Source organism: Nonomuraea sp. LPB2021202275-12-8 (assembly GCF_037044575.1).
Lineage (GTDB): Bacteria > Actinomycetota > Actinomycetes > Streptosporangiales > Streptosporangiaceae > Nonomuraea.
The window spans coordinates 599052-611438 of record NZ_JBAHWD010000001.1; the positions used below are offsets into that span (position 1 = coordinate 599052).

11 protein-coding genes are annotated in these 12387 nt (G+C 71.4%); 6 read left to right on the forward strand and 5 right to left on the reverse strand.

Annotated features, from left to right (window positions below; genetic code table 11):
- The first annotated feature begins 86 nt into the window (after positions 1-86).
- On the forward strand, positions 87-635 hold the full coding sequence (locus V5E28_RS02830) for a CGNR zinc finger domain-containing protein (RefSeq protein WP_336204659.1): 549 nt from the start codon (positions 87-89) through the stop codon (positions 633-635).
- Between the two features lie 4 nt (positions 636-639).
- On the opposite strand, the gene V5E28_RS02835 is transcribed toward V5E28_RS02830, so the two are convergent.
- The 3 genes from V5E28_RS02835 to recO all read right to left on the reverse strand — a co-directional run bounded on the left by V5E28_RS02835 (position 640) and on the right by recO (position 2730).
- Complete coding sequence (locus V5E28_RS02835) at positions 640-1164, reverse strand: potassium channel family protein (RefSeq protein ID WP_336204661.1); 525 nt, start codon at positions 1162-1164, stop codon at positions 640-642.
- A 61-nt stretch (positions 1165-1225) separates the two neighbouring features.
- On the reverse strand, positions 1226-1999 hold the full coding sequence (locus tag V5E28_RS02840; protein ID WP_336204663.1) for an isoprenyl transferase: 774 nt from the start codon (positions 1997-1999) through the stop codon (positions 1226-1228).
- Positions 1996-2730: a DNA repair protein RecO gene (recO, locus tag V5E28_RS02845; protein WP_336204664.1), complete on the reverse strand. Its 735-nt coding sequence runs from the start codon at positions 2728-2730 to the stop codon at positions 1996-1998. Before recO ends, V5E28_RS02840 begins: the two co-directional genes overlap by 4 nt.
- 149 nt (positions 2731-2879) lie before the next feature.
- Here recO and V5E28_RS02850 point away from each other — a divergent pair, with 149 nt between their 5' ends.
- The 5 genes from V5E28_RS02850 (at position 2880) to V5E28_RS02870 (ending at position 8775) form a co-directional block, all read left to right on the forward strand.
- Complete coding sequence (locus V5E28_RS02850) at positions 2880-4406, forward strand: CDP-alcohol phosphatidyltransferase family protein (RefSeq protein ID WP_336204665.1); 1527 nt, start codon at positions 2880-2882, stop codon at positions 4404-4406.
- A complete protein-coding gene (locus V5E28_RS02855; protein WP_336204667.1) occupies positions 4403-5122 on the forward strand; it encodes a DUF5941 domain-containing protein in 720 nt (239 codons plus the stop codon). The genes V5E28_RS02850 and V5E28_RS02855 overlap by 4 nt, the downstream gene beginning before the upstream one ends.
- A gap of 151 nt (positions 5123-5273) precedes the next feature.
- Positions 5274-6440, forward strand: a complete 1167-nt coding sequence (locus tag V5E28_RS02860) for a hypothetical protein (protein ID WP_336204669.1) — start codon at positions 5274-5276, stop codon at positions 6438-6440.
- Complete coding sequence (locus tag V5E28_RS02865; protein WP_336204670.1) at positions 6403-7215, forward strand: hypothetical protein; 813 nt, start codon at positions 6403-6405, stop codon at positions 7213-7215. Before V5E28_RS02860 ends, V5E28_RS02865 begins: the two co-directional genes overlap by 38 nt.
- Positions 7216-7365: 150 nt before the next feature.
- Positions 7366-8775, forward strand: coding sequence for a glycoside hydrolase family 16 protein (locus V5E28_RS02870; protein WP_336204672.1), 1410 nt, complete (start codon positions 7366-7368; stop codon positions 8773-8775).
- 25 nt (positions 8776-8800) lie between these two features.
- On the opposite strand, the gene V5E28_RS02875 is transcribed toward V5E28_RS02870, so the two are convergent.
- On the reverse strand, positions 8801-9985 hold the full coding sequence (locus tag V5E28_RS02875; RefSeq protein ID WP_336204673.1) for a hypothetical protein: 1185 nt from the start codon (positions 9983-9985) through the stop codon (positions 8801-8803).
- 51 nt (positions 9986-10036) lie between these two features.
- Positions 10037-12382 (reverse strand): GH1 family beta-glucosidase, encoded by a 2346-nt coding sequence (locus tag V5E28_RS02880; RefSeq protein ID WP_336204677.1) that lies wholly within the window; start codon positions 12380-12382, stop codon positions 10037-10039.
- Between the last annotated feature and the right edge of the window lie 5 nt (positions 12383-12387).

The window sequence follows — 12387 nt, forward strand, 5'->3', positions numbered from 1 at the left end:
GGCGATGTGCACTCACAGAAACCCCCGACCCCCCGTGGGAGAGATACGCTGCGACCACGCTAGAACCGGCCCTGACAGGAGTCAATATGCCGTTTGGCCATGACACGGTGTATGCGCTGGCCACCGTGGTCGAGCTCATCAACACCTCGCCGAGCACCGGCGGGGAAGACGCTCTGGCGAGCCTGGCCGAACTGCAGTCGTTCGTCGAATCGCGGGAGGTCAGTGGCGTCTCCACGCTCACCGTCCGCGACCTCGGCCAGGTGCGGATGGTGCGCGAGGCCTTCTACCGCGTCTTCGTCGCCCCCGACCAGCCCACGGCCGTGCGCACCCTGAACGCGCTGCTGTCGGAGACCCGGATCACGCCCCGGCTGACCGAGCACGACGGGCACCCGCTGCACGTGCACTACTTCGCCCCGGACGCGACCCTGGCCGAACACCTCGCGGCCGACTGCGGGGTGGCGCTGGCCCACCTGCTCGTCGAGGGCGAGTGGGAGCGGCTTCGCACCTGCTCGGCCCCCGACTGCGGCCATGTCTTCGTCGACGAGTCGCGCAACCGGTCCCGCGTCTACTGCGACAGCCGCACCTGCGGCAATCGCATGCACGTGGCGGCCTACCGCGCCCGCCGCCGCGCCTGAGGGTTCACCTGGGCCCATCCCCCGCACTCCCACGCCTCAGCCGCCGGGTGAGCAGGGTGGCCGCGGTGGCCAGCACCACCACGTTGAACACCATCTGCACCAGCACCAGCCCCCTGGCGACCTGCCCGACCGGGTGCACGTCGCCGAAGCCGATCGTGGCCAGCGTGGAGACCGCGAAGTACAGGGCGTCGGTCTTGGTCTCCAGCCCCGCGAACTCCCCGCTCCGCCAGGACGCCACCGCGTAGTCGGCGAGGGCGAACAGGATCACCCCGGCCACGGTCATCAGCGCCAGCCCCGTCTCGGGCAGGCCGCGCCCCTCGGAGCGGACCTGCCTCCTTACCTCCCTGGCGACGCTCCAGGCCACCAGTGCGAGCCCGGCCACGAACGCCGCCACCCGCAGCCACCCCAGCCAGGCGGGCAGGCCCTCCTGCAGAGGCAGCACGTAGTAGAGCGCGATGATCAGGGCGGTGTTCCAGATCAGTCGCCGCATGGAGGTGACGTTCCCCGCGCCGCCCCACGGCAAGCTCACGGTCCTCCGCTGCCACGTCCACGGCCACGTCCACGTCCGGACCGGTCCATGGCCGGGAACCCTAGACCTGGTTGGGCAGCGCCCCGCCGTAGCGCCGGTCGCGCTTGGCGTAGATCTCGCAGGCCTCCCACAGGTCCCTGCGGTCGAAGTCGGGCCAGAGCCGGTCCAGGAACACCATCTCGGCATAGGCCGACTGCCACAGCAGGAAGTTGGAGAAGCGCTGCTCTCCGGAGGAGCGGACGAACAGGTCGACCTCGGGAATCTCCGGCTCGTCGAGGTAGCGGGCGAACACCTTCTCGTTCACCTTCGACGGCCTGACCCGGCCGGCCGCGATGTCGTCCGCCAGCCGGAGCGCCGCCTGGACGATCTCCGCCTGGCCGCCGTAGTTGACGCAGAACTGCAGCGTCAGCTTGCGGTTGTGCTCGGTCATCTCCTCGGCCGACTGCAGCTCGGAGATCACGCTCTTCCACAACCGGCCGGGCTTGCCCGCCCAGCGCACCCGCACGCCCATGGCGTGCAGCTCGTCGCGGCGGCGCCGGATCACGTCACGGTTGAAGCCCATGAGGAAGCGCACCTCGTCGGGTGAGCGCTTCCAGTTCTCCGTCGAGAAGGCGTACGCGCTCAGGTAGGGGACGCCCAGCTCCAGTGCGCCCTCGATGACGTCGAACAATGACGCCTCGCCCGCCTTGTGCCCCTCGGTGCGCGGCAGCCCGCGAGCCTTGGCCCAGCGACCGTTGCCGTCCATGACGATGGCCACGTGCCTGGGCACCAGGTCGCGCGGGATGGGCGGCGGCGTCGCACCGGACGGGTGCGGCGACGGCGGACGGACGTTCACACAGGCTCTCTTTCTACGTGTCGCAGTGAGCGGATGCCGTGCTCCAGATGCCACTGCAGGTAGGCCGCCACGAGGCCGCTGCACTCGCTGCGGTGGCGCGGCTGCGAGGCGTCGGCCGACGCCCAGTCGCCGCGCAGCAGCGCCGTCATGAGCCCGATCGTCTCCCCCGCGGGCACCGCGGAACCGGCCGGCTTGCACGCGCCGCACACCACGCCGCCCGCCACGATGGCGAACGCCCTGACGGCCGGGGCCTGGCACCTGGCGCAGGCCTCCAGCGCGGGGGCGTAACCGGCGACGGCCAGCGAGCGCAGGAAGTAGGCGTCGAGCACCAGCCGGGACTCGTGCTCGCCGTCGGCCAGCGTGCGCAGCCCGCCCACCAGCAGCAGGAACTGCCGCAGCGCCGGCTCCTTCTCGCCGTGCGTGAGCCGGTCTGCGGTCTCGAGCATCGCGGTGCCCGCCGTGTAGCGGGGGTAGTCGATCGCCAGGGCCTCGCCGTACGGCCTGATCGTCTCGGCCTGGGTGACGACGTCGAGCGAGCGGCCCGTGTGGAACTGGAGATCCACATGCGTGAACGGCTCCAGCCTGGCTCCGAAGCGCGAAGTGGTGCGGCGCACGCCCTTGGCGACCGCCCGCACCTTGCCTGTCCGCTTGGCCAGGACCGTGACGATTCGATCGGCTTCGCCGAGCTTTTGAGTGCGCAAGACGACGCCCTCGTCACGGTAGAGACTCACTTGCCCATCCTATGGCCGTACCAAAGTGGCGGAAGTTCGTGCTACACCCATTGTGGTGTGACGCGACTTTCAGCAACCCTCACTAGACTCTGACGCCTGTCCCGCATTGCCCGTTGTTCAACCCCCCGTTACCGCCTCGAAAGGGAGTCATGACCCGCGTGGTCCTGCTGGGCTCTTCGCCCGGCCCCGACACCGCTCCGACCGGTCTGAGGCTAGCCGCACTTCCCGGCAATCCCACCGTCGTCGAGCGGCTGCGCAGTCAGGTCCGCACGATGGACCCGCAGCCTGCCACGATCCCCACCGGCGACGTGGCCGCCGCACTGCGCGCACTGGCCGAGGTCGCCGCCTCCGCGACGGAGCCTGTCCTCATCATCCCCGAGAACTCGGTCGTCCACGACGAGCTGATCTACCAGATCACCAAGACCAAGCGCGGTGCGCTGGTGCTCGTCGCCAAGGAGCCGCGTCCCGTGACGGACGAGGCGGCCGACGAGGCGAACGAGGAGCAGGCCGAGACCGTCCCGATCGACGAGGCCGAGCCCGAGATCGGCATGAGCCGGGTGGAGGGGCTCCCCGTCCGCACCCGCATCGGCAAGTCCCGCGTGGTGTCGGCCGGCACGGCCACCCACAAGGTGACCAGGCCCAACGCGGTGCTGCTCGGCCCGATCCACATCAGCCCGCGCAACGCCCCGGTGCTGGCCGAGACCTGCCGCGAGCTGGCCGACATGGCCGACACGTTCGGCGAGGACGACGACCTGGTGCAGCTCATCGCCTTCGGCCTGACGCGCAAGGGCGTGTCGGTCGGCATCCGGGGCCGCCGCGACCTGTTCTACCGCCGGGTCACCACTCAGGAAGAGGCCAACGAGGCCGGCTCCGAGATGTCCGGCATGAACGAGGACCGGGCCAGGCTCGACAACGCGGTCAAGGGCGCCGACGGCTTCTTCACCACCTACTTCGTCTCCACCTACTCCCGCTTCATCGCCCGCTGGGCGGCCAGGCGCGGCCTGACGCCCAACCAGGTGACGCTCATCTCGATCGCGCTGGGCGTGGCCGCCGCCGCCTGTTTCGCCACCGGCGACCGGCCGTGGATGGTGGCGGGCGGGGTGCTGATCTACTTCGCGTTCGTCTTCGACTGCGTCGACGGCCAGGTCGCCCGCTACGCCCGCAAGTTCGGGGTGCTCGGCGCGTGGCTGGACGCCACCTTCGACCGGTTCAAGGAGTATGTCGTCTTCGCCGGGCTGTCCATCGGCTGGGTGGTGTCGGGCAACGGCGACGACATCTGGATCCTCGCGCTGGCGGCCATCGGCCTGCAGTCCGTGCGCCACCTGCTCGACTTCTCCTTCGGCGTCTCCAACCGCCGCAAGCCCCCGGCGCTGCTCCCGACGCTGCCCCTGGCCGCACCCGACGACAAGGACCTGCGCAAGGCCCTGGAGCGCCGCAAGGTGGAGCGCAGCCACGGCATCCGCGGACTGCTGAAGATGTGGTCCAAGGCCGGCAAGTACCGTGCCGTCCACTGGGCCCGTAAGATGATCGTGTTCCCCATCGGCGAGCGGTTCGCGGCTATCGCGATCACCGCCGCCCTCTTCGACGCCCGCATTACCTTCCTCACGCTGGTGATCTGGGGCACCGTCGCCGCCGCTTACACCCTGACCGGACGCCTCATGAGGTCGCTCGCATGATCACCCACCCGCAGGCCGCAGCCACCCCCACGCCGGACCCCGACGAGGAGCGCCGGCGCATCCAGACGGCCCGGCTGCTCGCCTACCGCGACGACGGGCCCCTGGTCCACGCGCTGGCAGGCAAGCTCGGCAAGGGCCTTCCCCCCGTTCCCGCCACGCTCGCGGCGCTGCTGGCCGTCATCGCGCTGACCGCCACCGGCCTGCTCAGGCCCGGCCCGATGCTGCTCGTCCCGCCGCTGCTCGTCGTGCTCCTGGTGCTGCCCACCGCCCCCCGCGACCACCTGGGCCGCCTCGACTGGCTCACGCCGCCGCTGTTGCGCGGCACCGAGTTCCTCACCATGATCGTGATCGGCCTGGCCGCCGACGCGCCGAAGTGGCTGCTGTTCGTGCTGGTGTACGTGGTCGGTTACCACACCTACGACACCGTCTACCGGACCAGGCAGAGCATCTGGCCACCCGCCTGGGTCTTCCACGCCGGCCTCGGCTGGGAGCTCCGGCTGCTCATCATCGGCGTGGGCGCGGCGCTGGGCTGGCTGCCCGCGGTGCTGTCCGTGCTGACGGCCTACCTGTTCGTGCTCTTCGCCGTGGAGAGCGTGACGAGCTGGGTCCGCCTGGACAAGGCCTCGGCCCAGGCCGGCGCCGACGCCGAGCAGGACCTCGAAGCCTCTCCCGAGGACGTCATGGAGCAGGCCACCGGTGAGGCCGAGAAGGCATAGTTCCGCGACGCACACCCCTCCCGCACGTGGCCGGCCGCCGTCTCAGGCGGCCGGCTTCGTGCGTTCCCGAGCTCATCGAGGACATGACCGCTAGGGCGGGAAGTGACCGATTAGTCTGGGAATCCAGGGCACCCGGAGCCGGGAGACGCGGATGGCGTTCTTGTCGCGGCTGTTCAGGCGGAGCGATCCGCCGGCCGAGCGAGAGGAAGCACGCAGGCGGGGGATGCGGGACGCGCGCAGGCACCCGCTGAACGAGTTCACCGATCCGAAATACCAGCCCTCGTACGTCTCGGAGGTACGCGCCCGGACCCGGGAGCAGATCACCGAGGTCGACAGGGAGCTGGCGGCCAGGCGGACCGCCCTGCTGGAGCGCGCGCTCGGCGCCCGGCAGACGATCATGCGCGAGCTGGGCCGGTCCGATCTGCGCCCGGACCCCCACGCCAACGGCCACGCCACTCCCCCTGACGCCGACTTACGACCGCCTCCCGCTGACGCCGGATCGTGGCCCGCGGCGGCGGGGGAAGGCCCGCACGCGGGAACCGCCGCCGGTACGGCGCCGCCTCCCTCCTCCGGGGCGCCGGAGGACCCGTTCATCTCGATCGCCGAAGCCCGGTGGCGGCGGTCGGAGGCACGGCGGCAGCAGGTGCTGGAAGAGGCCGGCGAGACCGTGCTGCGGGCCCGCGCGCACATCGAGCAGCTCGCGCAGGAGTGGGAGAGCGCGCTGATCGAGCGGAACCACGCCGTCGAAGCCCTGCACGCCAGGGCCGAGCAGGTCATCGCCGCCTACCGGAGCGGCGTGATGCGCGCGCATCCCCGCCGGGAGGAGATCCCCTCGCTGTGGAAGGGCGAGGTCATCGCGATGGACTCCACCGGCGACAGTCCGGCGGGCGTGTCCGGGCGGGAGGAGATGGGGCGCATCCTTCACGAGGTCGAGGAGCGCATCGAGGTGTGGCACGCCGAGGTCCGTCCGATGCAGCTGACCACGCAGACCAGGCGCCAGTTGCCACCCGCCACGCCCTCACCGGCGACCGAGCGGGACACGCCGGAAGGCGACAGCACGAGCCGGGAGGGGCCGCAGGCGCCCGCGGCGGAACCGGACGGAACCGGCCAAGCACCGCGGACGACCCCCACGACCGGCACCGACGACACCGGCCAACGACTGCAAGTCACCCTCACAACCAGCCCCGACCACACCGGCCGACGACCACAGACCACCCCCGCAACAGGCCCTGACCAGAGTGTCCAGGAGGCGCGGGGAGCGGGTCACGTACGCAGAGATCATGAAGGCGGCGCGGAAGGTCGCGATGGGCACCAGTGAGGGGCGCGGCATGGGAGGCGAGGCGGGACGGGGAGCCGGGCGCGGGCCGGGACCGGGACGCGGAGGGGTGCGGGGCGGGATGGCGACCGCCGCGGTGCTGGCGCTCGTCGCGGCGGGGACGGCCGGGTGCGGGACGCAGGCGCGGGCCGTGTGCGGGGTCGTGGTGGACTCCACCACGTACGCCGATCCGGCGACCTCCAGGAACGACGTGACCTCGAAGCTGCCCCCGTTCGCCGAGGGGTGCGACTGGATCGCCTTCGCGGCGGTGACGGGGAGTTCGGAGAGCAGCTCGTGCCGCCAGGACCCGGTGGCCGTCGCCGCCACCACGGCCGAGAATCCGAACGCGAATCCGGTCGTCGAGGAGCGCGTGCGCAAGCACCGCGTCACCGAGGTGCTGCCGCGGGCGGTCAAGCTGTTCGACTGCCCGGCCGAGGGTGAGGGGTCCGACGTGCTGGGGGCGCTGCGGTACGCGGTGAAGCAGGCCGGCGCGCAGCGGCAGCCGGACAAGGCGCACCAGCTCATCGTCTTCAGCGACCTGATCAACAACCGGGGCGAGCTGGACGTCGGCAAGCTGGATCTCAGCGAGGCGGCGAGACAGGCGAAGATCAAGGAACTGCGGGACGCCCGGCTGTTGCCTGACATGACGGGCTATGCCGTGACGGTGCACGGGTTCCTGCGGGAGAAGACGTCGAGTCCGGACCGCTTCCCGTTGCTGGAGGCGTTCTGGACGGAGGCGTTGGAGGGAGCGGGAGCCGCGTCCGTGGACCTGCTGTAACGAGTGAGAGCGCTCTCCCGCCTCGGTCGCGCCACCCGCAAATCGCTGTCAAGCTTGTGGTGCGGAATATTGACAGTGCGTTAAGAACTGTGTTTACGTTCGCTAAGAGAGCGCTCTCTCCATCCGCCTCCGCATCCCCCAGGAGCAGCGATGACAGTGCGAACCCTTCGATCGGCGGGACGCCGACGGCTCGCCGCGATGGCAGCGGCGGTGGTCGCGCTCAGCGGCCTCCTCGTCCACGTGGCCGTAAGCGCCTCCGCGGCCGTGCCACCCACCCCGTCCGGCTGGTCACTGGTCTGGTCCGACGACTTCAACGGCTCGGCGGGCTCGCCGCCCTCGTCGGCCAACTGGATCGTCGACACCGGCCACAACTATCCCGGCGGCCCCGCGAACTGGGGCACCGGCGAGATCCAGAACTACACCTCCAGCGCGTCCAACCTCGCCCTCGACGGCTCCGGCAACCTGCGCATCACGCCGCAGCGCGGCTCCTCCGGCGAGTGGACCTCGGCGCGCGTCGAGACCAGGCGGGGCGACTTCAAGCCGGCCGACGGCCGCATCCTGCGCATCGAGGGCCGCATCCAGATGCCCGACGTCACCGGCGCGGCCGCCGCCGGCTACTGGCCGGCGTTCTGGGCCCTCGGCTCCCCCTACCGGGGCAACTACTGGAACTGGCCGGCCATCGGCGAGTTCGACATCATGGAGAACGTCAACGGCATCAACTCCGTGTGGGCCGTCCTGCACTGCGGCGTCAACCCGGGCGGCCCGTGCAACGAGACCAACGGCCTCGGCGCCAGCCGCGCCTGCCCCGGCTCGACCTGCCAGTCCTCCTTCCACACCTACCGCTTCGAGTGGGACCGCAGCGTCAGCCCCAACCAGCTGCGCTGGTACGTGGACGGCCAGCAGTTCCACAGCCTGAGCCAGTCGCAGTTCGACGCGGGCACGTGGGCCGGCATGACCGGTCATGCCGGCTACTTCCTGCTGCTCAACGTGGCCATGGGCGGCGCGTTCCCGAACGGCGTCGCCGGTAGCTCGACGCCGACCGCCGCCACCGTGCCGGGACGGCCGATGGTGGTGGACTACGTGGCCGTGTGGCAGAGCGGCAGCACCGGGCCGACGCCGACCATCACCCCGACCGTGCCGGGCGGCGTGGACGCCCGCTCGACCATCCAGGCCGAGCGCTACCAGGCCCAGTCGGGCACCATCGTGGAGGGCACCACGGACACCGGCGGCGGCCAGAACGTCGGCGCCATCGCCAACGGCGACTGGCTCCGCTTCGACGGGGTGAGCTTCGGCACCGTGGCCGCCACGCAGTTCAGGGCCAGGGTGGCGTCCGGGGCGGGCGCCGGGGTGAGCGGGCTCGTCCAGGTAAGGCTCGGCAGCCCGACCGCGCCGCCGATCGGTGACTTCGCGCTGGCCGGCACGGGCGGCTGGCAGAGCTGGCGGACGATCCCGGCGAACATCTCGCCGGTGACCGGCACGCACACCGTCTACCTGACGTTCAGCAGCGGCCAGCCGGCCGACTTCGTCAACGTCAACTGGTTCACCTTCGGCACGAACTGAGCGACGGCATCGAGGTCAGGCGTCGTCAGGTGCCGCGGGCACCGGCGTCGCGGCGCCTGGCCACGATGCGCTCGGCCCAGCTCGCCGCCTCCGGGTCGCGCAGCCCCTCCACCACGCCGCCGAGGTAGGCCGTGGCCAGGCTGTCGTAGCCGCTGTCGAGCTGCCGGGTCCGGCCGGCCCTGCGCCGGTCGGCGGACTCCAGATACTGCGCGATGCTCTCGGCGTAGCCGGCGTCCTGCTGGTAGGCGGCCTGGGCCGTGGTGCACGCCCTGGCCTCGGCGTCACGCTTGGCACGCAGCTCGCGCAGCCTCCGGTCGTTGGGGTTGTGCATCCGGCGGCCGAGATCGGCGGCGATCAGCGCGGTGGCGATGAGCAGGGCCAGCAGGAGGATCATCGTGGGCAACTGGCCGACGCCGTCGGAGGTGGGCCCGATCTCCTGCCCGTCCACGACCAGCGGCCTGACGAGGGCGTCCCTGCGAAGCACGGCGACGGCCACGATGAGCCCCAGCCAGACCAGCGCCACGGCGGCCAGCAGCCAGCGCCCTCTGGCGGAGCTGCCGTGCTCCTGCCAGGACCGGAACGCCCTGCCGTACATGTGCGGGGCGACCAGCATGATGAGGGCGGCGCCAGCGGCGAGCAGCGCGGTCATCGCGATGCTGTCGCCCCAGCTCAGGATCACCTGATAGAGGATCGGCACCTCGACGATCAGCAGGAGGAGCAGCAGCAGCGCGGCGGGCAGCCAGCGGCGCACGGTGGGCCAGTGGCTGCCCGACAGCGCGATCGAGCTGGGGCGGCCGTCACCGGGGCGCCTGCTGGGCTGCTCCAGCTCGGCGACCCTCGGCTGGGTGTCGTCGAGGGCCGCGCGGGCGTCGGTGAAGGCGCGCTGCGACTCGGCCAGCTTGATCCGCTGGGCCTCGAAGGCGGCCCGCGCCCGCTGGACCTCCCGCTCGGTGAGGTCCTCGATCTCCGCCAGCTCGCCCAGCCGCTCGTCTTCGAGCTCGTGGAAGCGGGGCACGCTGCCGGTCTGCAGGGTCAGCGTGTCGATCTGCCCGTCGGTGGCATGGCGGTGGCCCAGCTCGCGCTCCTCGCGGCGGCGGGCCGTCCAGTCGGGCAGGTGGTAGAGGTCGCCGTCGTAGCCGACGGCTGGTGCGATGCGGGTGACCTGCCCGGGATCGACGGGCTCGTCGTGGTGGCGGCGAAACAAGCGCATCTGGCCTCCAGCGGGGGGCTGTCCTTCGATGCTAACCGCCGCGGTGCGGGCTCACCCGCTCTCTCGGACCACGAGTCGGGTGGGCAGCACGATCGAGGTGGTCGGCCTGCCCTCCAGCCTCGACAGCAGGAGCCTGGCCAGCGCCTTGGCCTGGTCCGCGACGGGGACCCGGACGGTGGTCAGCGCGGGGGTGGTCCAGGCGGCGGCCTCGATGTCGTCGAAGCCCACGACGGCCAGGTCGTCCGGCACCCGGCGGCCGGCCTCGGCAGCCGCCCGCAGGGCGCCGGCGGCCAGGTGGTCGCTGCTGGCGAAGACGGCGTCCAGTTGGCGATCGTCACTCAGGAGCCGCGTGGTCGCCGCCACGGCGGACTCCCTGGTGAGGCCGGCGAGCGCGAGGTGCGGTCGCATGCCCGCTCGCTGCAGCGCGTCGCGGTGACCGGCCAGCCGGTCCTGGACGGTGACCAGGTGGGTGGGGCCGCAGACCATGCCGATGTGCCGGCGCCCCTGCCGCAGCAGGTGCTCGGTGGCGGCGCTCGCGCCCGCGGCGTTGTCCACGTCCACGTACGGGACGAGCGAGGTGATGGCGGGCTTGCCGAGCAGCACGATGGGGGCGTCGGTGCGGGCCAGCCGCTCGGCCAGCGGGTCGCCGCCGTCGGACGGGAGCAGGATCACCCCGTCCACCAGCCCCGCCTCCACGTGCTGGACGATGCGCCGGTGGCTCTCCGCGGTGTCGGAGAGCATGAGGGTGATCTGCTTGCCCGCGCCTTCGAGCACGCTGGTGACGTACTGGACGATGGCGGCGGTGAGCGCGTCGCCGCCCTGCCTGGGGACCGACAGGACCAGCGCGATGGTGTCGGTGCGGCGGGTGACCAGGCTCCTGGCCGCCGCGTTGGGCACGTAGCCGAGCTCCTTGACGGCCCGCAGCACGTTCGCGCGGACGTCGGCGCTGACCGAGGTCTCGCCGTTGACCACGCGCGAGACGGTGGCCCTGGAGACGTTGGCGCGCGCGGCGACGGTCTCCAGCGTGGGGCGTTTCGGCCGGTCCTCGCCGAGCCCGCCGCGCTTGACCACGGCGCGGTACCACAGCGCGCTGTCCTTCATCCGGCGCCGCTGGGTGGCGAAGTCCACGTGCACGATGCCGAACTTGCGCTGGTAGCCGTCGGCCCATTCGAGACAGTCGAGCAGCGACCAGATCAGATAGCCGCGCACCTTGGCGCCCTCCTCGATGGAGGTCAGCAGGGCGCGCAGGTGCTCCTCGATGAAGCTGACGCGGTCCGCGTCACGGACGCCGTCCACGGTCACGGTGTCGGCGAAGTCGGCCCCGTTCTCGGTGATCATCATCTCCAGGTCGGGATACTCCTTCGACAGGCGGCGCAGCAGCAGCGTCAGCGCGCCCGGCACGATGGGCCAGCCCATGGCCGTCACGGCGGTCGGCACGGTGGTGAACAGGATGCCCTCGCTGCCCGGATAGGCGGGGTCGGCGGGCTCGCCCGGCTGTGCCTGCACGACGCTGGGGGCGTAGTAGTTGACGCCGAGCAGGTCGAGGGGCTGGGCGATGACCTCCAGGTCTCCGTCGCGCACGTGCGCGAGACCGGCGGTCCGGTCCACGATCTCCAGCACGCGGGCCGGATAGCGCCCGCGCAGCATCGGCTCCAGGAACTGGCCGTGCACGAGGTCGTCGATCCTGTCCACCGCCTCGGCGTCCTCCTCCGAGAGCTTCCTGCCGAAGTCGGTCACCTGGGCAGGTGTCAGCACGGGGGCGAAGTTGAGCACCGCGCCGACCTTGGCGGCGCCGGCCGAGCGCAGCACGCCGGCCGCCAGCCCGTGCGCGAGCAGCATGTGGTGCGCGCTGGTGAAGGCGTCGGCGGCCGATCTCCTGCCGGGGGCGTGGATGCCGGAGCCGTAACCGACGAACGCCGCCACCCACGGCTCGTTCAGCGGGAACCAGGTGTTCACCCGGTCACCCAGCCGGTCGTGCACCACCTGCGCGTAGTCGGCGAAAAGGTGCGCCGTGTCGCGCTCCGGCCAGCCACCGCGATCTTCCAGCGCCTGGGGCAGATCCCAGTGGTAGAGCGTGACGTACGGTGCGATCCCAGCACCCAGCAGCTCGTCGACCAGTCTGTCGTAGAAGTCCAGCCCCGCGGTGTTCACCCGGCCGGCCCCCTCGGGCAGCACCCTGGGCCAGCTCACCGAGAACCGGTAGGCGGCCAGGCCCAGGTCCTTCATCAGCCGCACGTCTTCCGGATAGCGGTGGTAGTGATCGCAGGCTGCCTGCGAGTCGGAGAAGGAGTCCCAAATGGATGGGCCGCGGCCGTCCTCCGCGTTCGCGCCCTCGATCTGATAGGCGGACGTGGACGTCCCCCAGACGAAACCATCTGGAAACTTCGTTCTGCTCATCTCTT

Coding starts and splice junctions, on each gene's coding strand:
- V5E28_RS02830 (WP_336204659.1), top strand. CDS start 87: ATGCCGTTTGGCCATGACACGGTGTATGCGCTGGCCACCGTGGTCGAG.
- V5E28_RS02850 (WP_336204665.1), top strand. CDS start 2,880: ATGACCCGCGTGGTCCTGCTGGGCTCTTCGCCCGGCCCCGACACCGCT.
- V5E28_RS02855 (WP_336204667.1), top strand. CDS start 4,403: ATGATCACCCACCCGCAGGCCGCAGCCACCCCCACGCCGGACCCCGAC.
- V5E28_RS02860 (WP_336204669.1), top strand. CDS start 5,274: ATGGCGTTCTTGTCGCGGCTGTTCAGGCGGAGCGATCCGCCGGCCGAG.
- V5E28_RS02865 (WP_336204670.1), top strand. CDS start 6,403: ATGAAGGCGGCGCGGAAGGTCGCGATGGGCACCAGTGAGGGGCGCGGC.
- V5E28_RS02870 (WP_336204672.1), top strand. CDS start 7,366: ATGACAGTGCGAACCCTTCGATCGGCGGGACGCCGACGGCTCGCCGCG.
- V5E28_RS02875 (WP_336204673.1), bottom strand. CDS start 9,985: ATGCGCTTGTTTCGCCGCCACCACGACGAGCCCGTCGATCCCGGGCAG.
- V5E28_RS02880 (WP_336204677.1), bottom strand. CDS start 12,382: ATGAGCAGAACGAAGTTTCCAGATGGTTTCGTCTGGGGGACGTCCACG.